This is a genomic window from Methanolobus sp. ZRKC2, assembly GCF_045291185.1.
Lineage (GTDB): Archaea > Halobacteriota > Methanosarcinia > Methanosarcinales > Methanosarcinaceae > Methanolobus.
The window spans coordinates 367,831-388,113 of sequence record NZ_CP146980.1 but is presented as its reverse complement, the minus strand read 5'-3'; the positions used below and the strand labels follow the sequence as shown (position 1 = coordinate 388,113).

Below are 20,283 nucleotides of genomic sequence, written 5' to 3'. Positions count from 1 at the left end.
GGTTCATCCTGAATCATTGTGGAGCTATCAGCTTAAAATTTTAATTTAGAATATTATCTATTTTTTCGTATGTGGATTAATGTTGAGAAAAAAGCTTTCAAATCAGAATTGAGAAAAAGTGATCTGATGCGATAATCTCAAATAATCTTTTATAAATTGAAGCAATTCTAAATTATGGGGGCTTAAATATTAGTGACGAAATAGACCTGAAGAAAACGGCTCTGATAATCGTAGATCCACAGAATGATTTCCTGTCAGAGGAAGGAGTCGTATGGGATCTTGTGGGAGAAGGAGTTAAAGAAACGAAAGTTGTAGAGCACTTGGTTGAGCTTAAAGCCGCAGCAAAGGAGGCTGGAATACCGGTTTTCTACTCGCCTCACTACTACTCTGATGAGGAGTTTAAAAGCTGGTCTCACCTGAATCCTATAGATAAGCTAATGTTCGACCGAAAGATGTTCAGAAAAGGCGGCTGGGGCGCAGATTTCCATCCTAAGTTAAAACCCGATGATAATACCATTGTCCTCTCGCCTCATAAGGCTCTGAGCAACTTCTGGACAGGAGATATAGGTATACAATTAAGGCAAAGAAATGTTAATACTATCATCCTGGCCGGTATGTCTGCAAATCTTTGTGTTGAATCCCATCTGAGGGATGCTATCGAAAGCGGTTTTGATGTCCTGGTTGTCAAGGACGCTACCACTGGTCCGGGTCCTGAGGCTACACAGGCTGCCTATACCAACTATGGCCTGATAGCCTCAGAAGTTGTGACCACCGACGATGTAGTAGAGCGTTTCAAAAAATAAGCAGAGTGACAGCAGCCCAGGGATGACCATTTCTCTGCTCCGGGTTGAGTGTAGAGATGATATCCCTTCTTTTATTCTTTTTTAAGCGATTACTTAGTGGAAAAATTATAAAATCGGAAGATGAATTTCAGCTCAAATTTCAGTGATCTGTGTTGACTGGCTCAAATAGTATTCAAAAAAATCATTTCCCCATTTAAGCGCTTCCGGATTGGAGCATAGAACATGCTGGCTATCGATTTCACCATCACTTTTTAATGGACGTACCAGAAGGTGGTGATTATTGTATACAACCGCTAAGAAATCCATTTTTGCAGAGGAGACATAAAAATGGAATAGTTTGTTTTTCAGAAGTTCTTCAAAATCCGTTATGCGTTCTTTCTGCAATTTATTGAGTACTTCTGTTGTTGTAATTAAATACACATCTATATTCTTCTCCATCAAACCAGAAAAAAACTTGGAAAAATGGGGATGATAAAATGTACAGAGAGCATAATGAAATTCAGACATATAGGATGTTTTCATAACAGTTTTATTCAGATCGTATATGTGTACATGAGAAGGTTTCATTACCTCACATTCCCGCAGTTCATTTATCCTCTTCAGAAGATAAGACGGAATGAAGTCAAGCCTGTGAGATCCCCAATAATCGATATCAACATCAAGAACTTTAACAATATCCAACAAAGGAATCATTTTTTCAACTGTCAGTTTTCCGATAACCGTTAATTCAAAAGTATCACCTGACTGAGTTACAAGGTGATGATCTTCAAGTATTCTCATCTGTGGTAATAATGCCTGTCTCGTCGTTTCTAAAGACTGGAGAAGAAATTCTATTTCCTGTGCTCCGTCATTTAACAATAAAAGAACTTCTTTTCTCTTCTCTGACTTAAACAATACGTCAAGCAACCTTTTTTTCATAAAAGCCACCCCAGCCAACTAAAATTAATCATATTCTACCCCAGGTAATAAAAAACATAATCTGAATTGCTATTATCCAAGAAATCGTACTTTAGCAAGAACTCCCGACTTGAGAATTTAGTAAACAATTGATTTAAACCTAATCCATAAACTACTATGATGTTTCAAGTATAACAGGTAAAAAGAATAATACCCATTATATTTGAGTTACTTGCATAGAATCCTTAAGGTAGTGATTGAAGAGTTCTTTTCCCCATATCACTGCATCAGGACTGTGGCACATAAGTTGCTTGTGGTCATATGTACCCTCATTTGTTAACAGCTTCAATACGATGCAAAAATCATTTACTTTCAACGAAAGGAAGTACATCTTTTGGGGATACATATAGATTTTAACTTGCCTGTAACTTACAAGTTCCTGCAGTTCATCATAATTATCTCCTTTTAGTTTATCTAAAAGAGATGAATCAAAGATGAGGTATAGATTAACTCCTTCATCTATGAGATCCCTGAACAATTCCGGAAAATAAGGATGCAGACTGGCTGCTACCATACGGAATGACTTTGAGCGCTTGGACCTTTCATGAGCTTCTTTGTTGTAGTCAAACATATCAAAAAAACTGGGTTGGACAACAGTGAAAGAATCGATTTCATACAGCCTCGTCAATAAAGGTAAGGGAATGAAATCCAGGTTTCTTTTTTGCAGGTAACCATCACTGGTGTTCAGAAACTTTTCTATGTACAGAAGAGGTTCTAATTTCTTGATAATTAGCTCTCCCATAGAAGTCAACCTGAAAAGACCATTTTCCTGGCTTATCAGGTAGCAATCTTCCATCTGCCGCACGTTCAAGAGAATTTCTCTTATGCTCAGTCCCGAAGATATGCTGAGTTCAACAACATTTTTCTGACCATCAGATAGGGAAGAAAGTAAACAGGTGCATTTTTCCGTTGCGAGTACTGCCTGAAGCGATTTTTTTTTCATTTAGCACCACCTGTCCGGGTGATTAGCTTTTGAAAAAACGTGTTTACCAGACGATTTTTTATCATGGTAATCGTTGTAAATGTATTATGCCCCTTCTACAAAATGAAGTTGTTATTTCTATTTATAGATTGCCAGTATAAATTTAGCTTAATGACATAATTGTCAACCGTGCTTTTTTGTCAACTCAGAATTTGGGTGATTCCAGTCAGATTTAATTTATTGACTAAAATTCATGCATATGTTCATTTGTATCTTTTCTGGAAAATCGGAAGTACTAATCCTGAAAATAAAAAATAAGCATTCACTAAAATCAGAAATGGTTCAGGTAACACTATATTAACAAGCTGCATCTCAGTTGATGAGCAAATTCGACTGAACTGAGCAGACTGGTATTAAAAAGAATTCAAAAATTAAGGTTTTCAGTTATCCTCAACATCTGTTGTCAATTTCATCTTTTATGGAAAGATAGCATTTCTCGAATATTTCCTGATTACCATTTACTTCAAAAATACTGTATCCGAACAATTCTGCATATTCCTCGATTTTTTCATCGACATCCTTAACGTATGTAAGACCGGTATTAACCTTTGCAACCCTTGAATATCCAGCCAGGTCATTGATCATTTTTGCCATCTCCAGTGCTTCACCGGGATCTGAATGAAATTTGTCTATGTTCAAAATTTCTCTCCATGAAGTCGCATACATAGGTGTAAAGAAAAATGCAGGCTCTTTACTATGGGTTTTCAGCAATTCAAGGTAGTTGGCACTACCACCCACTGTTGCTCCGATACAGTCATCAACGATCCTTTCATCATCTCTTAGTATTCGCACTATGCAATCATCTTTTTCCAGGCAGAAATCCTCTTCCACCTTACCCAGGACATTGCCGCAAAGCCCGTAAAAAATGAGCATTCCATCGGAAAAAGGTATCATTTCCCTGATACTTTGATAGACTTCAGATTTCAGCGTTTTCGGAACAGCATGAAGCCCGAGTTCCAGAAGGTTGACTACAACAGTCAGTTCATCTTTATGAGCATCCTTGACGATACCTGATATCTTTTCAAGCGAAAAAACATCATAGCAGATATTTTGTTCATCGAGCTTTTCCGTAAATTCAGAGATATTCTCATTTTCTACGATCAGGATTCTCTTTATCTGTGAATCTTTTGTAAAAAGCCAGAGAATTTCATCCTGAAGTATTTTGCAGCCCAATAAACTTAGAACAGACATTTTCTTCCTCCTGATTAAAAGGATGATGGTACCATAATATATACTTGAAGGTCAGAAAAATATATGTTGTGCATTGGTTGTATAGAAAAATGACCATATTGGAACTATTCTGCTTGCAGTGGCTTCCTGTATTTCCGTATCTTCAAACTCCCTTTCCATTTTACCAATGGTACATTGAGTTTGAAAACAATTTTATCGAATATTAACTTCAAGTAAATTCGCAACTTAGGCTAACGATATATAATTCCAGTATCATTTATCTGCCATGGTGAAAAAATGAATTGGAATAATAAGCTTCTAACGGCGCTTCTGGTATTCTTAATCCTGATTGTCGGACTTTCAGCTCTCGGCTGCTTGGAATCGAATGATGTCCATGACATTGAAGCTTCAGAAGATACGGAAAATAGCATTAAAGGAATAATTACGTTTGATTCAGAAGAATCATTAACAAATGCCACGGCCTATATCAAAATTGAAGATGTAAGTCTTGCGGATGCTCCTTCTACGGTTGTTTCACAGATTACACTTGAAGATATTTCAATAGATAATGGCAGCTCAATACCATTCGAAATCAGTTACAGTGAGCTTCAGGAAGGACACACCTACTCTCTTTCGGCACACATGGATGTTGACGGAGACGGATCTGTTTCCGGAGGTGATTACCTAACCACTCAACATGTTGAAGTACCGGTTTCAGGAACTGAAGAAACAATTGAGGTACCTGTCGAATTCATCGAAGGATATTCAGGTAATAACGGAGAGTCAGAGACCCTCAGCAGTTTCAACGGAACCATATCTTCTATCGAAAATGCTGATCCCTATCCAATGATCCTTGTAGAAAGCGAGGAAATGGATGAAGCAGGATATGATAGTGGAATAAAATTTGTGTTATCTGAAGAAACTTATATTCAAGATCCTACCGGAGGACTATATGATGTGGATAATCTGCAGGAAGGAATGGAAGTGAGAGTTTTCTTCGGCCCGGAATTAACCAGAAGTAATCCACCTGTCGGACAAGCCAAATTAGTTCAACTAATTTGAGTATTAGTTTTTTTAGTTGACAGGCTGGCAAGCACAATAGATGAAATTAAAAGCCTGTCAATACTGTCTTTTTCCTGATTGCGAGCTTCTCTGCAGAATCTGTTTATTTTATAAACTCAACTCTGCTAATTCAAAACTCCTAAATACAATCTTCTCCAAATAAAAAACGGAGAGTGGAAAAGTTGGTTTCATCCAGAGTTACCCTTATTGTCAGCCTGGTGGCATTTGCAGCTATTCACAGTTTCCTGGCAAGCCTTCCCTTTAAGCGTTTTCTCATGAGGGTTATGGGCCTTAGGGCTGATAAATTGTTCATGCCTGTATACAGTCTAATTGCAATTATAACAATTTCACCTGTTGTCTATCTCTTCTTCAGAAAACCCGGATCGATACTCTACATAGTATCTTCTCCCTGGCGCTGGCTGATGGTAGGCGGACAACTGGTTGCTACACTCGTTGCTCCAAGAGCCTTGCTTGATGCACCTCACAGGTTCAGTATACGCAAACAACTGGCCGGACCAGGTACATCGGAAGCAGGTCACCTTGAGATTAAGGGTATCTATCGCTGGGTGAGGGACCCTTTCCTGCTCTCAGGACTGGTCATCATCTGGTTAACTCCCTTTATGACCACGAACCTGCTTATCATATACATCCTGGCCAGCATATACCTCTATCTGGGTTCCCTTCACTGGGAAACAAGATTAGTGGCACAGTTTGGAGATGAATACCGGGAGTACAAAAAACGTGTTCACAGGATAATTCCCCGATTAAGAGAACATTAATAGAAAAGTATAAGCATTGTAGAAAAGTGGGAATGGAAAACCAAAACTTTGATTTTCCAATTTCAGTTAAAATTAATTGTTAATTATAAGAATTAAGCAACTTCGCCAAATGCAAACTTGCGCATTACTTTTGTAACTTTAATTGTAACTTCATCGCCAACCTTTGTGTTTGGCACGAAGATGACAAATCCGCTTACTCTTGCGATTCCGTCGCCTTCTCTTGCAATATCTTCGATTGTTACGTCATACGTTTCGCCGGCTTCGACCGGAGCATCTGAATCCATGTTATTAAACAAATATTTCACATCCTTTCGTATTTGCTTAAAAAGAAATACAACCATTAGTTAAACATAAGAAAAAACAGTAAAAACGGTTAAGGTAATACTATCTAGCCCTATAATTTATCAAAGTAGTTTCAGCCTCTTAAAGCATATTAAACTAGGAATGATACTATATATAGCTATTCCTATGCAATTGTATATGCTTTCATGCAAATAATGTGGTATCACTGTATTTTGGTGACAATTTAACATTTACAGATCATTGTAAATGAAAATGAGTAATTTTCATTCACTTTCGTGACTGAATTGCCAGCCAACTCCGAACTTGTCAGTTACAAAACCATGTAGTTTGCTCCAGAATGTTTCCTGAAGGTCCATGTCTACAGAACCACCATTTTTGAGTTTATCAAACATTGACCTAATTTCGTTCATATCTTTGCTGATAATTACAAGGCTGATATTATTCCCGGTAACAAAAGGCATGTCGGGAGGAACATCAGAAAACATGACAGTGCTTCCTGCTATATCAAGAGATGTATGCAGTATCATATCCTTTGTTTCCTCTGTAACAGGAAAGGCTTCATCTGGTACATCTTTGTACAACATGAACTGGGGTTTTTCCGTTCCAAAAACCTCAGCATAATATTCTACAGCTTCACGACAGTTACCGTTAAAATTTATGTATGCTTCTAAAGTCATTTCATGCACTCCCACTTTTTGAGTCCTGATCCATTAATGAGTGAAACGTACTCCATTAAATAGCTTACCGGTTATTCAAAGTCAATAGGTAAGCAAACGATATTGTAAGGAATCAGAGAAGCTTATTCTGAACACTGGAATCTTTTTTATGGAATAAATACTCTTAAAGAATAATATATTTTAAGTCAGGGAAAAACTATTGCTTCCCAAAAAAAATGAGAGAACATAATCAATCCTAATACGCGCATTCCATCTAAAAGAAGGTAAAACATGAAAACAACAGAGATTCAAATTCGTGAAGCAAATGAATCAGACCTTGGCGATGTACTGGAAGTTGAAAAAGAAGCCTTTGGATCTGAAAAGGAAGCAGAGCTAGTCAACCAGCTTTTAGAAGATGAAAGTGCGGAACCAGTGATATCACTATTGGCTTTTAAAGAAAATGAGGCTATTGGACATATTTTATTTACAAAAGCAACGGTTGACTCAAACGAAGTTTCTCCATCAATATACATTCTTGCTCCATTGGCAATCAAACCTGGATACCAACGGCAGGGAATCGGAGGAATGTTGATTAACGAGGGAATTGAAAAGCTAAAAGACATTGGTGTTGAGATGGTTTTTGTCCTGGGTCATGAAGACTATTATCCGAGACATGGCTTCAAACAAGATGCAGGAAGCCTGGGATTTGCAGCGCCTTACACTATACCTGATGAACATGCAGGTGCCTGGATGGTACAGGCATTAACTTCCGGAGGACTGAGTGAGGTTAGAGGTAAAGTTAGATGTGCAGATGCCCTGAACAGACCGGAACACTGGAGAGAATAGAATAAAGAAAATAAATGCTGCATATTGTAATTTTCGCTGCATTTATTTAAAATTTACAATAGGTTACTCATACCTATTTTTTAAAGCTTGTAGTCTCTGCTCGGTAATATCACCCTTCAATAGAGAAAAAAGAAGCCTGTCATACCATTTACCTTCATTGAACCAGTATTTTTTTTGTCTTCCTTCCGGCTTAAAACCTGATTTGATCATTGTTTTTTCGGAACCTAGGTTTCCTTCAGCACAATCCCCGGTGATCCTGAATGCATCAAGTACATTAAAAGCATAGTATACCAGAAACTCACAGGCTGCGCTCCCATACCCTTTTCTCCATTGGGTATCATCTATCTGGTATCCGATAAGGTAATTTCCATTAGTGAACTCTATCGGAAGCAATGCACATTGACCCATAAACTCACCACTATCCCTTCCTCGTATCGTAAATACGCTAAGGTCAGGTATTTTATTTTCCTTTAAGGATTCATCTATTGAATTAACTAATGGCAGGAAATAGGCCATTGTATCTTCTTCTGTATTTGGTCCGAAAAACAGGTACTTGCATACACTCTCCTTTGAAAGCATTGATGAAATATCTTTTAAGTCCGCTTCTGCACAATAATTAAAAACAATATCTTCCCTGCTCCATTTTTGTCTCATCTGTGACCTTCCATATCAATATCATTCTGTTTTCTAATAAGAGAGAAGTTTCTCTTTTTATGCTATTACAATTTGAACCAAACGAACTGTTTATATCAAATCTATTTCATTTAACCCATGTGCTCTACGAATGCAGTCATTTAAATGCAGAGCACTGAAAGTAAAAACTTCATTGGGAACACTAATGTCAGTCCAGGAAAAAACAGAGAATATTCTCAAACAAATAGGAAATACAAAGCTTGTCAGCGTTACCAAAACTATCGATGCTGAACGAATTAACGAATCCATCAGAGCCGGAGCCACCATAATAGGGGAAAACAGGGTTCAGGAATTCGAGGAAAAATTTGATGAGATTCTGCCCTGTGAAAAACATCTTATAGGACATTTACAGACAAACAAGGTCAAAAAAGCCGTCCAGCTCTTTGACGTAATCCAGTCTGTTGATTCCTTGAAACTCATACAGGAGATTGACAGGAAAGCCATGGACATTGAAAAGGTACAGAAAGTTTTCCTTCAGGTAAATATTGGGAATGAGCCACAGAAATATGGTTTTGGACAGGATGAGATCAGGCAGATCATACCGGAGATCAGTTCACTTAAAAATATTCAGGTGACAGGACTTATGTGTATACCTCCTTTTGTAACTCCTGATCAGGTGCGCCCTTATTTCAAGCAGATGAAAGCTCTTTTTGATGAAATGAAACTGGAAAATTGTAGTAACATCAATATTCGGGAATTGTCTATGGGGATGTCCAATGATTACATGGCAGCCATCGAAGAAGGAGCTACGATGGTACGTGTCGGTTCCGCTATATTTGGAAGTAGAAAATACTGATTTTTGAACTTACGGGTTATAAGTTTCAATTAGGAAATTATAAATTGATAAGAAATTTATACCTTAATTGAAAATATGCATTTTCTACCTGACATAACATCCAGAGACAGGATGCCATAACATGCTTGAACTATTCACTAACACGGATGCCTTTTTTGAGAAAAAGATCAATGAAAAACAAGAGTTTAAAACGCCAATTATCATCATAGGATTGGTGTGGCTGGCAGGAGTGTTTAGCCTGGCTTTGATATTTTCAGGTTTCATAAGCGAGTTTCCTTCCGACATACTCTATCCCATTTTGATGGTTGCTGCAATAGCACTGGCAATCGGACTTGTAGGTAATTACTTTATGTGGGTTCTTTGCAGCAGCATCTTTTATATGATCTCTATTGTTTTTCAGGGAAAAGGGAACTTCAACCGGGTTCTGGAGTTTTCATCTTACGGATTCATACCTTACATTATCAGCACCGTAGTTTCATCCATTTATATGTGGAGACTCTTTTTGGATATCGATATGTTTTCCATGTCTGGAACCATAGGTGCTAACGATGATCCCAGTATCTTTTTTAATCAACTCATCTTTTCGAATATAGCCGGAACTGTGTTTATAGTCATTTTTTCATTAGCAATGTTTGGCCTGAGTGCATATATCTGGACCTATGGAATGAAATATTCAAGGAATCTTTCACTAAAGAAAGCTCTCCTTACTGTTGGTATCCCGCTAGCAGTATATGTGATCTATGAGACATTTCTGTTCTTGTTCTTCATAATATAAGGGTGAACAGAGAGAATTACTAAGTTACTGAAAGATCAAAAGTCATAATATTTCAAGCCTGAATCCAGAAATGGCAGTAAATAGCCATTCTTTTATGCCATTATCTGCAATAGAAATACGATGGAAACAGGTATGAGTTCACAGGAAAAAAAGAAAGTTCTCTTTCTGTGTTATCATAACTCGGCCAGATCCCAGATGGCTGAAGGTCTTCTGAGGAATATGTATGGAGACAGGTACGAAGCTTACAGTGCGGGCATCGAAGCCACTGTTGTCGATCCACGAGCTATTTTGGTCATGGAGGAAATTGACATCGATATCTCTGACCAGTACTCCAAGGTTTCCCGGAAATATCAGGATAATATATTTGATATCGCGGTCACAGTCTGTGACCGGGCCAGACAGAGTTGTCCTATCTGCAGTACACCTCTGGAACTTCCGAACGAGCAGCCAAATACTACCGAACAACCCAGGGCAAAAGAAGTAATTCATAAAGGCTTTAAAGACCCTGCCGACGCCGCAGGATCGGAGGAGAAGCAACTTGAGGTATTCCGGAGTATAAGAGATGAGATGCAGGAATGGATATCCATGACGTTTGCTTGATAGCTCCGGCTGACTTCCGTTTCCCACTGCAAAAAATAGTTAATCAGGCAATCAAGATGCGAACTCTTTTATCAACCTGGTTCTACCTATCCTGATCATACTCAAAATTTTCAACAACTAACTGCAAACTTAAAAAGGATTTAAGTTAAACTTCTTTTAGACGGTTAGAACTGCACGTCTTCCATTTTATCCAGAAGAAATATTTCCGGATAGCTAATGATACCTGATTCTACTAATTCTTTGTTTTTTTCTTTGAGTTCTTTGGATTCGATTAGTTTACGTGCATTCTCAGGATTATCCCAATCAAAAAGGATCACTACTTTATCCGGATCATCCAAGGTACGGAAAAACATCCCTCCCTTAGAACCTGTCTTCTTCCGAATAGAACCATAATCATCAAATTCTTGCTTCCATTTAGAAAAATCATTCACCTTGTGTTTCACAAGCATATATACCATTACTTGTACCCCCAGTTCCCCTTTGTTTATCTTCGTATATAAGTAGTCTCATGAGTCAATATTCATCACAAAATGAATTAGGAGAACTTTAAAATTCATCTTATGCTGCCTCAAAATATTATTTTTAATCAGATTCGGCTTCATCTTATTATCGTAACCAAGAACGCAACATAGAGTACTAGAGGTAAGTATCAGAGAATAAAATACAAAGTCAGCAGACATTCAGGTACTGTTCTTGCTCATATTCCCTGTATTTTCAATTTTTAGTCTTTCTTATCCTTCTTTTAACGTGCGGTTAAAGAATGTAACCATCTGCCAGTAAGCATCCTGTGCCTCAAAACTGCTGGATAGTTGGCCATTTTCAATCATGAAACCATGCGGCTGCCCTTGGTAAACTTTCAATTCAAAGTATTTATCCTCGGCATCAAGCTCTGTTGCATAAGCATATATATCGGATATGTTGCTTGCCTCGTCATTTGTCCCGTGGATTATGAGCATGGGAGCCTCAAGCTGATCAATAACTTCAGCAGGCTGTTCCGGTTGACTTTCTGTACCTCCCGAAAAAGGAAAACCATACCATGCAACACCTGATGCAAATTCCTCCATTTGAGGAAGGAAGAGCATAGTATAACGTCCACCCGCGCAAAAACCTGTCAGACCGAGACGTTCAGTATCCACATCCTGCCTTGTACCCAGATAGACTACTGAATCCCTGACCAACTGCTCCACTACGGCATCGCTGGGAGATTCTTCAAAGGTCTGCCATTCAGGAGATATCACTACATATCCTTCGGAGGCTAACCTTTCGGTAAGATCAATATAACCGGGTTCCATCCCATTGAAAGAGTGTATCAGAACAACTGCAGGTTTTTCGCCTTCTGTTGAAGGCGCTGCAAGAAAAGCAGGATATGTCATATTACCACTGACAATCTCTACCTCAGTTGTTTCCACCTGAATCTCCGTTGAATTTGAGTTATTCTCCATTGAGTCATCAGCAATATCATCCGTATCATTAACACAACCGGATAATCCAACTATTGATATCATTAAGAAACATAGGAGTAAATATTTCATTTCTAGCCACCAGTTATACTCGGAATTTTCGGTAAAAAAAATAAAACAGAATTAGGCTACTTTCAAATTTTAATTTAGTTATCAGAACCGTAAGTCTTCTACTTTATCCAGGACAGATATGTCTAAATTACCGATTACGCCTAATTCTTTCATTTTTTCTTCAAGTTCCTTGGATTCATTGAACTTGCGTGCGTCCTCAAGAGTATCCCACTCCAGAAGGATCTCAACTTCGTTTGGATCATCTGAAGTACGGAAAAGCATTCCTCCTTTAGAACCTGTCTCCTTTCTCTTGGAACTGTATTCATCAAATCCTGGCTTCCATTTAGAAAAATCCTTCACTTTGTGCTTTACAAGCAGATATACCATTACTTTCACCCCCCGTTTTCCTTTGTTAATCCTTATATATAGGTATTTTTACTAGGCAGTCTTCTTTCTGGACTTCCAATTTTGATGTGAGATATTCTCTGCAGACATAATTAGTGAAGACTCAATTGAAAAAATCATAGCATTTGGTGTGAGATTACCCAAACTATGAAATATTTCTTTCTGAAAAAAGTGAGTGTTACTACTAAAAAATATTTATTATATTAAACAAGAAAATACTAATGCAATTTATATTGTTAATAAGAACTTAGAAATAAATTTTTTATAAGATCAAATGTTACAGAGTCTATGAAAAAACCATTGATATTATTCCAAAATGTTTGGAAACTATACCAGATGGGAGAAGTGCAAACATGTGCACTGAAAAATATTAATCTTGATATTTCGCCTAATGAATTTACAGCCATTATTGGCCCCTCAGGCAGTGGAAAATCCACTATGATGAACCTTTTAGGTTGCCTCGATAAACCTTCTAGAGGCAATATACTACTCAATTCAAAGAACATAGCCGAAATGAACGAATCAGATCTTTCAGTGCTCAGAGGAAAAACTATAGGATTTGTTTTTCAGCAGTATAACCTGATACCAGGGATGAGTGCCCTTGAAAACGTTCTTTTGCCTCTGGAAATCCAGGAAATTGATGATGATAAGGCACTGGAAAGAGCAAACGAGGTTCTCGGAATGGTAGGCCTTTCAGACAAGGTGAATAACATGCCCTATCAGCTTTCCGGTGGCCAGCAGCAGCGTGTTTCAATTGCCAGATCCCTTGCATGTGATCCCGACATTATTCTTGCTGATGAACCAACCGGAGCACTGGACAGCCGGACAGGACGTGATGTCATGGATATTCTCTACAATCTCTGGAAAGAGGAAGATAAGACCGTGATAATAGTAACCCATGACATGAACCTTGCACAGTATGCCAAGAGGCATATTGTCCTGAAAGACGGAATGATAGTCCGTGATGTAACTAACGAAAACCCGATAGAAATAGGGATTTAAGGCTTTAGACTGGTGAGAAAAAATGATCTTTAAGCATTTGATAAGGGTACTTTTATGTTTCATTATCCTGACATCTGCCGGGCAAAGTGCTCTGGCTTTAAGCAGCACAGATATCGGACTGACAGTTGACCTTCTTAACCAGGATCCCGATCCTGTTAAACCGGGCGAAGTACTTGAAGTGAGCTTTTCAGTCCAGAATACTGGCTCAGAAGAAGTCAAAAATGTTATAGTGGAACTGGTGCCTGAATATCCTTTCAACAAAATGTCAGGGCAAACTTCGACCATCAACATAGGTACCTTAGGAAAACGCTATGTAGACGAACGAAGTAAGACAGTGAAATTCAAAATCCTTGTTGACAACAACATCAATGCAGGTCAATATCCCCTTGAAGTTCTGGTCTATGAGCAAGGTAAGAAAAACAGCCTCTCTATATCTGAAGAATTCCTCATAGACGTCGATAGTGAATCTAACGCTGAAATAGAATCAATAAGTCTTGAAAAACTGGTTCCAGGAAAGAAAACCAACATATCTTTTGTAATAAGGAATGTGGGAAATTCCCCTTTAAAAAACGCAATGTTTTCCTGGGAAAGTACAAATGACCTGATACTGCCTGTCGGTTCAAGTAACGTGAAATACATCAATTTTATAGATGTCCAGGATACAGTAACAGTTGACTTTCAGGTACTTTCTAATATTAACACTATTCCGGGGCTTTACAAACTTGATATGAAACTTACCTATGATGACGTAGAGGAACTTCAAACAATAACACAAGCCGGAACAGTGGAAAACCAGAAACGTAAGACCATTGAGAGCAAAGCAGGCATCTACATTGGAGGGACAACTGATTTTGATATAGTCTTTATTGAGCAGACCATGGAGGGAGATTATTCCTTTTCAGTGTCAAACATCGGAAACAATAAAGCAAGTTCAGTAACCGTTTCTGTTCCCGAGCAGGAAGGATGGAGTATAAAAGACGGATCGAATTCTGCTGTACTTGGAACTTTACAAAAAGGCGATTACACAATAGCAGATTTCAGCATCATTCCTGACAACTACAATGAATTCCTGCCATTGAAATTCCAGATATCGTATACTTCAAGCGATGGTGAGAGAGAAACTCAGGACAGGGAATTGTCTGTTTTTGCATCGGAACCTGTTGAATTACTACAACACCAGTCTGCCCAAAGTAGCGGATCAAATAAAGGATTATTCCCTGCCTTGATAGTGTTACTGATTGTCGGCTTTGTCATCTATAAGAAGAAAAAGCAATGATTTTCTCTGATAATCTGGAGATTTCAAATGAAACCTGTAAAGATATTCAGGATATCGTTGAACATGGTAAAACATAACCGGCTCAGAAGCTGGCTTACCATCATAGGTGTTGTTATCGGAATAGCTTCCGTTATGACAGTCGTTACTATGGGGGACTATTTCCACAATCAAGTAACTAAGACACTGGAAATGGAAAGTGACACTATCGAGATCAGTGGGATGGAAAATGGTCATTTTTCAAACGATGAATTTGTCGGCTTTCAGGAGTCGGATCTTGCAGTTCAAAATGAATACATAGAAGATCCGGATGCTGATATGAGTGGAAAGCTGACAAAAAAAGATGTCTACACTCTCAAGAAAATCCCGGAGATACAATACATTAATGTAATTGTTAAAAATTATGCCATAATTAACCTTGGATCTGAAACGGGAGCTGCTAATATAAAGGGTGTTGATCCTGATGTCTGGGGGAAGCTCAATTCAGAGAAAATTGAGCAGGGACGAACCTTGAGATCAGGTGACAGGAATGTGATTGTTATTACCAATTCACTGGCCAACGAAGAATTTCCGGATAGAAAAATAAGACTCAACCAGATGATCCTCCTGAGCAATAATTCTTACCGGGTTGTAGGTATCCTCGCAAAAGAGGAAGGGGAATTGTTTGACTTTAGATGGGATGGCACCAACATTTACATGCCATATGAAGAAGCCTACAAAATTAGTTCTGAATATAGTTATAACAAGGAAGAAGGAATCTATGACTCCATTGATGTAATGCTCTACAAAGGCTCTGATGCCGATACAGTTGTCAAAAAGATAGATGAAAAGTTACAATTGGCCAGACGTGTGGATGAGGAATCAAGAGATTTCTACATACACTATGACTTGAGTGGTATTGAAGGCGCAAACAAGGTGATCGCCGGATTGACAGCATTTCTTGCTTTTATTGCCGGTATTTCATTGCTTGTAGGTTCTGTGGGAATTGCTAACAGCATGTTCACTTCAGTACTTGAAAAAACAAAGGAGATTGGTATCATGAAAGCTATTGGTGCCAGAAACAGAGATATTCTTCTGCTATTCCTCTGTAATGCCGCCCTCATAGGACTCGTAGGTGGAATTATTGGCATTATTCTTGGTACAGCTACAGTACAGCTTATTATATTTGCACTTTCAATGTATCTTGAAGCTCCATTCGAATTCACTTTGAGCCTGAAGGCAACGATTCTGGCATCTTTTGTTTCAATCATTGTCGGACTGATAGCAGGATATATGCCAGCAAAAAGTGCATCAAAGTTAAACCCGGTTGATGCCTTGAAGTATGAGTAAATTATAGAAAATTTTGATAAAGGCGCCTCTTCAATAGCAACATTTTACTAAAATATAGCTATTAACAAAAAAATGAAGGTTATTCACACCAGTTCAATATCATAGATGCTTAGAAGCGAGACAACTTCGGGAACTGAGAATTTTGTCTTTTTCAGGGAATTTTCATTGGGGTTTATGTTATAATTTCTTGCATTCCTGAATGACGCGTAGCTGAGGTCTGTATTTTCAAAGATGCTGTCTTCAAGATCTGAGCCTTCAAAATTTGCATTCTTGAGGTTCGTATTTACAAAATCACAACCAAGTATGCGGCAATTAACAAAGTCCGTATTTTCCAGATTCATATCTGAAAACGCCGAGTAGGATATGAAAGAGTCTTCAAAACCGATTGTAAAAATGAAGTCGTTACAATTTGGAAAATCCAGCCCCACAATCTTGCAGTTCCTGAATCTGGTATCCTGAAATTTTGTGTTGCTAAGATTCACGTTCGACAGGTTGCAATTCTCAAACATACAATCAATAAATGTTGAATTCCTGAAAGAGAAGTCTGTAAGATCCATATCTTCGAATGTCTCTATTTCAAACTCTTCATTCTCAAATTCCATAATCTAAAGAAGTTACTGCAATTTTATTAATAATTTTGCACCCGGAAAATTGAATAAACGGCAAGTTATTATCCAAATATTACGACCATCCAACAAAACATAAATACGCGGTAACCAATCTGAAAATGGGGATTTTTGAAGATGGTTACTGAAATGTCAACCGGCAATCTGAAAGAAAATCTGAAGTTCCTCATGAAAAAACAGAAGCTTGCTGTTCTTGCAACATGCCATGAACATGAACCACATACTAATCTTGTAGCCTTTGTGACCAGTGATGATCTCAAATACGTTTTTTTTGTGACACAGATGTCCACAAGGAAATATTCCTATCTTACTGCTTCCCGGAAAGCATCCATCATGATAGATAACAGGTCAAACAATGAGAGCGATTTCAGGAATGCAATGGCTGTAAACATTAGCGGTAGTGTTGATGAGGTTGAAAAAACGAATGAAATTAAGTCACTTTACCTTAAAAAACACCCTTACCTGCTGGATTTCCTGCAATCACCATCATCTGCAATTATGAGAATAGAAGTCAAAAGATATGTTGTTGCAAGCAGGTTCCAGAATGTTGTGGAGATTGGCATGTCATGAAAAAACTTGTCATTCCCATGGAGAAAATACGGGAAAATGACAGGAAACTGGTTGGATCAAAGGCATTCTCACTTCACGATATTATGGAAGATGGACTAAAAGTTCCTGCTTTTGCATGTGTAACTACCCTGGCCTATGAAAAATACCTTGAAACCAGCTTTCTGAAAAGCAGGATATTAATGGAGCTTTCGAGAAAGGATATTCAGGATATGCGCTGGGAAGAGATGTGGGACACTTCCCTGAGAATCCGTAACATGTTCCTGAACACTCCGATACCTGAAGAACTTGATATGGAAATACGGGAAAAATTGGCTGAGCGTTTCGGCGATAAATCAGTTGTTGTGAGGTCCTCTGCCATCGGGGAGGACTCTGCAAAAACATCCTTTGCTGGTTTGCATGAATCCTATGTGAATGTAAAGGGACTGGATTCCATAATGGAACACATAAGGCTCGTATGGGCTTCCCTGTGGTCAGATGCAGCTCTGTTGTACAGGGAAGAACTGGGTCTTAACATTAAGAACAGTAGCATGTCGGTGATGATCCAGGAACTCATAGATAGTAAGGTATCAGGCGTCATTTTCAGCAGTGATCCGGAGAAAAGTGACCAGATGATCATTGAAGCAGTCCATGGTCTGAACAAGGGACTCGTGGATGGTAATGTAGAACCTGACAGGTGGATAATTGACAGGGAAAGGGCTTCTATTACAAGGTATTTCAACCCTTCAAACAGGGAAAAGATGGTACGTCCGGGGAAAACAGGAACAGTTCTTGAAAAAGCTCCTGATAAACTATCAGATACAGTTCCACTGGAAAAAAATGGACTTACTAATCTTCATGAAATTGCACTTATTCTGGAGAAAAGGTTTGGCCAGCCACAGGATATCGAATGGACGAAAAAGAATGGTGAAATATATGTACTTCAGTCAAGACCAATAACAACATCAGAAAAAGATGAAAAACTCTGGTATCTTTCTCTCAGGAAAACAATTGACAACTTACAGGATCTTCGCGAAAGAGTGGAGAGTGAACTGATACCTGAAATGATAAGTGATACCAGATCGCTTCAATCCAGAAAGCCTGCACAAATGAATGACAGGGAACTCGCAAGGGAGATCATTCTACGAAAAGAACTCCAAGAGAGCTGGAATAAAAAATACAAAGAAGAATTCATCCCTTTTGCTCACGGAATGAGGCTGTTCGGCCAGGTTTATAATGATATTTTAAAACCTTCAAATCCGTATGAGTTCATGGACCTGCTTTCAGGTACCGAACTGTTGAGCATCAAAAGAAATGAAGAACTCAATCAACTGGCAGATATGCTGCGAAACGATGCTTCACTTATGAAAAAGGCAAAAGATAATGTTGTTGAAGGAGATTTCAGGGAAAAAATAGAGGATTTTTTTAGGAATTTCGGACACCATGGAGTCTTTAGGAACAGAGAGGAATTGCTAAGATATATACTGGAACTTGCTTCAAATCCTGAAAAGAAAAAAACTGATAAAAGAGACAGCAATGATATGAAAAATAGATTCATATCAGCTTTTTCCGAGGATGACAGAGCTTTCGCAGAAGAATTACTTGACATTGCACGTGCCAGTTATCGTCTAAGGGATGATGACAACATCTATCTTGGAAAGATAGAGGACCAGTACATTGTAGCTTTGAATGAGGCAAAGAAAAGGGTCGCAACCAGAATCGTAGATTTCGATATTGGTGATGATATCGCTGAAGAGGAATTATTGCAGGCACTCAACAATGAGGATTACATTCCTGCAAAAAAAGTGAGAGTAAACATAAATAAGGAGAATCCCACCCAAGCTGATAGAGAGCATGTCAGGCAGGTAAGAGGGCAGCCTGCAGGAGAAGGTTTTGTAACCGGTACAGCACGGGTGGTAACAAAAAACGAGGAGCTTTTTGATATCAAATTCGGGGAGATAATGGTATGTGATGCAATTGAGCCCGGTATGACATTTGTGGTTCCTCTTGTAAGCGGTATCGTTGAACGCAGAGGAGGCATGCTTATACATGGCGCCATCATTGCACGGGAATACGGAATTCCCTGTGTCACAGGGATACCCGATGCAACAAAGATAATCAAAAACGGTGATGTGCTAACTGTTGATGGTTATCTGGGAATAGTTACTGTCAGGCGAGAATAACCTGACCGTATAAAAAAATATCAAACGGAAAAATCCTGCACATTGAGATTGTCCTTAGTTACAGGGAAAGAATCTTTTAAATAGTATTCAAATAGCTCTTTTGACCATTCAAAGGCACTCTGTTTGGAACATAGAACAGGGCTGCTATCATAATTTCCATCATTTTTTAATAAACGTATGAGGACATAATGGCCATTAAACGCGATGCCCTGAAATTCCATTTTCTGAGGATAAACAAATAAATGGAAATGTTTCATTTTGAGAAGTTCTATCAGCCTTTCATTGTGTTCGGTTCTCAATTTATCAAGGATCTCCAGGGAAATGATTGTGTAGACATCAATACTTTTTTGGGTCAGTCCAAAACAAAGAGAGAAGTAGTCCGGGTGATAAAATGCAGCAATTACAAAAAGAGATCTTGACAGGTAAGAAGTTTCAACAATTTTTTTGTTAAGTTCAAATGAATTCTGAACATTTGGATTTACTACTGTACACTTTCCAAGTTGGCTGATTTTCTTTAATAAATGCTCTGGAATGAAATTAAGACGGTGGCTTCCCCAATAATCAATATCACTATCAAGTAATTCAACAATTTTTAATGAAGATTGCATTTTGCTAACCAGCAGTTTTCCGATAGTTGTCAATTCATAAGTATCTTCATAATTAAAAACAAGGTGATGTTCTTCCAGAATCTTCATCTGCGGAAGCAATGCTTTTCTTGTTGTTTTTAAAAACCCGAGAATTTTTTCTGTTTCTTTTGGACCATCCTGCAATAAGAGGAGTGCATTTTTTCTTTTATCAGAAGCAAATACAACATCCAGCAAAGATTTACTCATGACTACCAATATTCCTGAAAATTACCTCTTTATACAGGAGCAATTATGAAGACAATCTTACTTAAACCAGACCAAATCGAAAAAATAGTATTGTTTTTATCCAGCATTTCGCAAATCGGAATGCAACAAAGATTTTTAATAACAAACATTGGT

The 20,283-nt window shown here is 38.2% G+C and carries 23 protein-coding genes; 12 read left to right on the top strand and 11 right to left on the bottom strand.

Features of this window, described 5'->3' with window-relative positions:
* The first annotated feature begins 155 nt into the window (after positions 1 to 155).
* The gene (locus V7O62_RS01795) at positions 156 to 803 is read left to right on the top strand and encodes a cysteine hydrolase family protein (RefSeq protein ID WP_406658315.1); all 648 of its coding nucleotides are present in this window, start codon (positions 156 to 158) and stop codon (positions 801 to 803) included.
* A 132-nt stretch (positions 804 to 935) separates the two neighbouring features.
* On the opposite strand, the gene V7O62_RS01790 is transcribed toward V7O62_RS01795, so the two are convergent.
* The 3 genes from V7O62_RS01790 to V7O62_RS01780 all read right to left on the bottom strand — a co-directional run bounded on the left by V7O62_RS01790 (position 936) and on the right by V7O62_RS01780 (position 3,933).
* A complete protein-coding gene (locus V7O62_RS01790) occupies positions 936 to 1,721 on the bottom strand; it encodes a helix-turn-helix transcriptional regulator (RefSeq protein ID WP_406657312.1) in 786 nt (261 codons plus the stop codon).
* Between the two features lie 196 nt (positions 1,722 to 1,917).
* Positions 1,918 to 2,703, bottom strand: coding sequence for a helix-turn-helix transcriptional regulator (locus tag V7O62_RS01785; protein WP_406657311.1), 786 nt, complete (start codon positions 2,701 to 2,703; stop codon positions 1,918 to 1,920).
* A gap of 429 nt (positions 2,704 to 3,132) precedes the next feature.
* Entirely contained in the window at positions 3,133 to 3,933 is an 801-nt protein-coding gene (locus V7O62_RS01780; protein WP_406657310.1) for a DUF1638 domain-containing protein, read from the bottom strand.
* A 276-nt stretch (positions 3,934 to 4,209) separates the two neighbouring features.
* On the opposite strand from V7O62_RS01780, the gene V7O62_RS01775 reads away from it, so the two are divergent.
* Both V7O62_RS01775 and V7O62_RS01770 read left to right on the top strand, forming a co-directional pair.
* Entirely contained in the window at positions 4,210 to 4,974 is a 765-nt protein-coding gene (locus V7O62_RS01775) for a YbaY family lipoprotein (protein WP_406657309.1), read from the top strand.
* A gap of 182 nt (positions 4,975 to 5,156) precedes the next feature.
* Positions 5,157 to 5,753, top strand: coding sequence for an NnrU family protein (locus V7O62_RS01770; protein WP_406657308.1), 597 nt, complete (start codon positions 5,157 to 5,159; stop codon positions 5,751 to 5,753).
* Positions 5,754 to 5,845: 92 nt separating this feature from the next.
* Here V7O62_RS01770 and V7O62_RS01765 read toward each other — a convergent pair whose 3' ends face one another.
* The gene (locus V7O62_RS01765; RefSeq protein ID WP_406657307.1) at positions 5,846 to 6,037 is read right to left on the bottom strand and encodes a TRAM domain-containing protein; all 192 of its coding nucleotides are present in this window, start codon (positions 6,035 to 6,037) and stop codon (positions 5,846 to 5,848) included.
* A gap of 282 nt (positions 6,038 to 6,319) precedes the next feature.
* Positions 6,320 to 6,733, bottom strand: a complete 414-nt coding sequence (locus V7O62_RS01760) for a VOC family protein (RefSeq protein WP_406657306.1) — start codon at positions 6,731 to 6,733, stop codon at positions 6,320 to 6,322.
* 270 nt (positions 6,734 to 7,003) lie between these two features.
* Here V7O62_RS01760 and V7O62_RS01755 point away from each other — a divergent pair, with 270 nt between their 5' ends.
* Complete coding sequence (locus tag V7O62_RS01755; protein WP_406657305.1) at positions 7,004 to 7,558, top strand: GNAT family N-acetyltransferase; 555 nt, start codon at positions 7,004 to 7,006, stop codon at positions 7,556 to 7,558.
* 63 nt (positions 7,559 to 7,621) lie between these two features.
* Here V7O62_RS01755 and V7O62_RS01750 read toward each other — a convergent pair whose 3' ends face one another.
* On the bottom strand, positions 7,622 to 8,212 hold the full coding sequence (locus V7O62_RS01750) for a GNAT family N-acetyltransferase (protein WP_406657304.1): 591 nt from the start codon (positions 8,210 to 8,212) through the stop codon (positions 7,622 to 7,624).
* 184 nt (positions 8,213 to 8,396) lie between these two features.
* Here V7O62_RS01750 and V7O62_RS01745 point away from each other — a divergent pair, with 184 nt between their 5' ends.
* The 3 genes from V7O62_RS01745 (at position 8,397) to V7O62_RS01735 (ending at position 10,422) form a co-directional block, all read left to right on the top strand.
* The gene (locus tag V7O62_RS01745; protein ID WP_406658314.1) at positions 8,397 to 9,047 is read left to right on the top strand and encodes a YggS family pyridoxal phosphate-dependent enzyme; all 651 of its coding nucleotides are present in this window, start codon (positions 8,397 to 8,399) and stop codon (positions 9,045 to 9,047) included.
* A gap of 121 nt (positions 9,048 to 9,168) precedes the next feature.
* Positions 9,169 to 9,822 carry a Yip1 family protein gene (locus tag V7O62_RS01740; RefSeq protein ID WP_406657303.1) on the top strand — a complete coding sequence of 218 codons (654 nt, stop codon included), beginning with the start codon at positions 9,169 to 9,171 and terminating at the stop codon, positions 9,820 to 9,822.
* A gap of 120 nt (positions 9,823 to 9,942) precedes the next feature.
* Positions 9,943 to 10,422: an arsenate reductase ArsC gene (locus V7O62_RS01735; RefSeq protein ID WP_406657302.1), complete on the top strand. Its 480-nt coding sequence runs from the start codon at positions 9,943 to 9,945 to the stop codon at positions 10,420 to 10,422.
* Between the two features lie 164 nt (positions 10,423 to 10,586).
* Here the strand turns inward: V7O62_RS01735 and V7O62_RS01730 are convergent, their stop codons facing one another.
* The 3 genes from V7O62_RS01730 to V7O62_RS01720 form a co-directional block, all read right to left on the bottom strand.
* On the bottom strand, positions 10,587 to 10,880 hold the full coding sequence (locus tag V7O62_RS01730; protein ID WP_406657301.1) for a hypothetical protein: 294 nt from the start codon (positions 10,878 to 10,880) through the stop codon (positions 10,587 to 10,589).
* A 273-nt stretch (positions 10,881 to 11,153) separates the two neighbouring features.
* A complete protein-coding gene (locus V7O62_RS01725; protein ID WP_406657300.1) occupies positions 11,154 to 11,927 on the bottom strand; it encodes a dienelactone hydrolase family protein in 774 nt (257 codons plus the stop codon).
* Between the two features lie 108 nt (positions 11,928 to 12,035).
* Complete coding sequence (locus V7O62_RS01720) at positions 12,036 to 12,320, bottom strand: hypothetical protein (RefSeq protein WP_406657299.1); 285 nt, start codon at positions 12,318 to 12,320, stop codon at positions 12,036 to 12,038.
* Positions 12,321 to 12,674: 354 nt separating this feature from the next.
* Here V7O62_RS01720 and V7O62_RS01715 point away from each other — a divergent pair, with 354 nt between their 5' ends.
* From V7O62_RS01715 to V7O62_RS01705, 3 genes are read left to right on the top strand one after another with little or no spacing between them, the layout of a single operon-like run.
* Positions 12,675 to 13,340 carry an ABC transporter ATP-binding protein gene (locus V7O62_RS01715; RefSeq protein ID WP_406657298.1) on the top strand — a complete coding sequence of 222 codons (666 nt, stop codon included), beginning with the start codon at positions 12,675 to 12,677 and terminating at the stop codon, positions 13,338 to 13,340.
* Positions 13,341 to 13,362: 22 nt separating this feature from the next.
* Positions 13,363 to 14,616, top strand: coding sequence for a COG1361 S-layer family protein (locus V7O62_RS01710; RefSeq protein WP_406657297.1), 1,254 nt, complete (start codon positions 13,363 to 13,365; stop codon positions 14,614 to 14,616).
* A gap of 27 nt (positions 14,617 to 14,643) precedes the next feature.
* Positions 14,644 to 15,942, top strand: a complete 1,299-nt coding sequence (locus V7O62_RS01705; RefSeq protein ID WP_406657296.1) for an ABC transporter permease — start codon at positions 14,644 to 14,646, stop codon at positions 15,940 to 15,942.
* An 83-nt stretch (positions 15,943 to 16,025) separates the two neighbouring features.
* Here V7O62_RS01705 and V7O62_RS01700 read toward each other — a convergent pair whose 3' ends face one another.
* The gene (locus V7O62_RS01700; RefSeq protein WP_406657295.1) at positions 16,026 to 16,544 is read right to left on the bottom strand and encodes a pentapeptide repeat-containing protein; all 519 of its coding nucleotides are present in this window, start codon (positions 16,542 to 16,544) and stop codon (positions 16,026 to 16,028) included.
* A 141-nt stretch (positions 16,545 to 16,685) separates the two neighbouring features.
* Between V7O62_RS01700 and V7O62_RS01695 the strand changes: the two genes are divergently transcribed.
* Positions 16,686 to 17,138 (top strand): pyridoxamine 5'-phosphate oxidase family protein, encoded by a 453-nt coding sequence (locus V7O62_RS01695; RefSeq protein ID WP_406657294.1) that lies wholly within the window; start codon positions 16,686 to 16,688, stop codon positions 17,136 to 17,138.
* Positions 17,135 to 19,297, top strand: coding sequence for a PEP/pyruvate-binding domain-containing protein (locus V7O62_RS01690; protein WP_406657293.1), 2,163 nt, complete (start codon positions 17,135 to 17,137; stop codon positions 19,295 to 19,297). The genes V7O62_RS01695 and V7O62_RS01690 overlap by 4 nt, the downstream gene beginning before the upstream one ends.
* A gap of 20 nt (positions 19,298 to 19,317) precedes the next feature.
* On the opposite strand, the gene V7O62_RS01685 is transcribed toward V7O62_RS01690, so the two are convergent.
* Positions 19,318 to 20,130, bottom strand: coding sequence for a helix-turn-helix transcriptional regulator (locus V7O62_RS01685; RefSeq protein WP_406657292.1), 813 nt, complete (start codon positions 20,128 to 20,130; stop codon positions 19,318 to 19,320).
* Positions 20,131 to 20,283 lie beyond the last annotated feature (153 nt).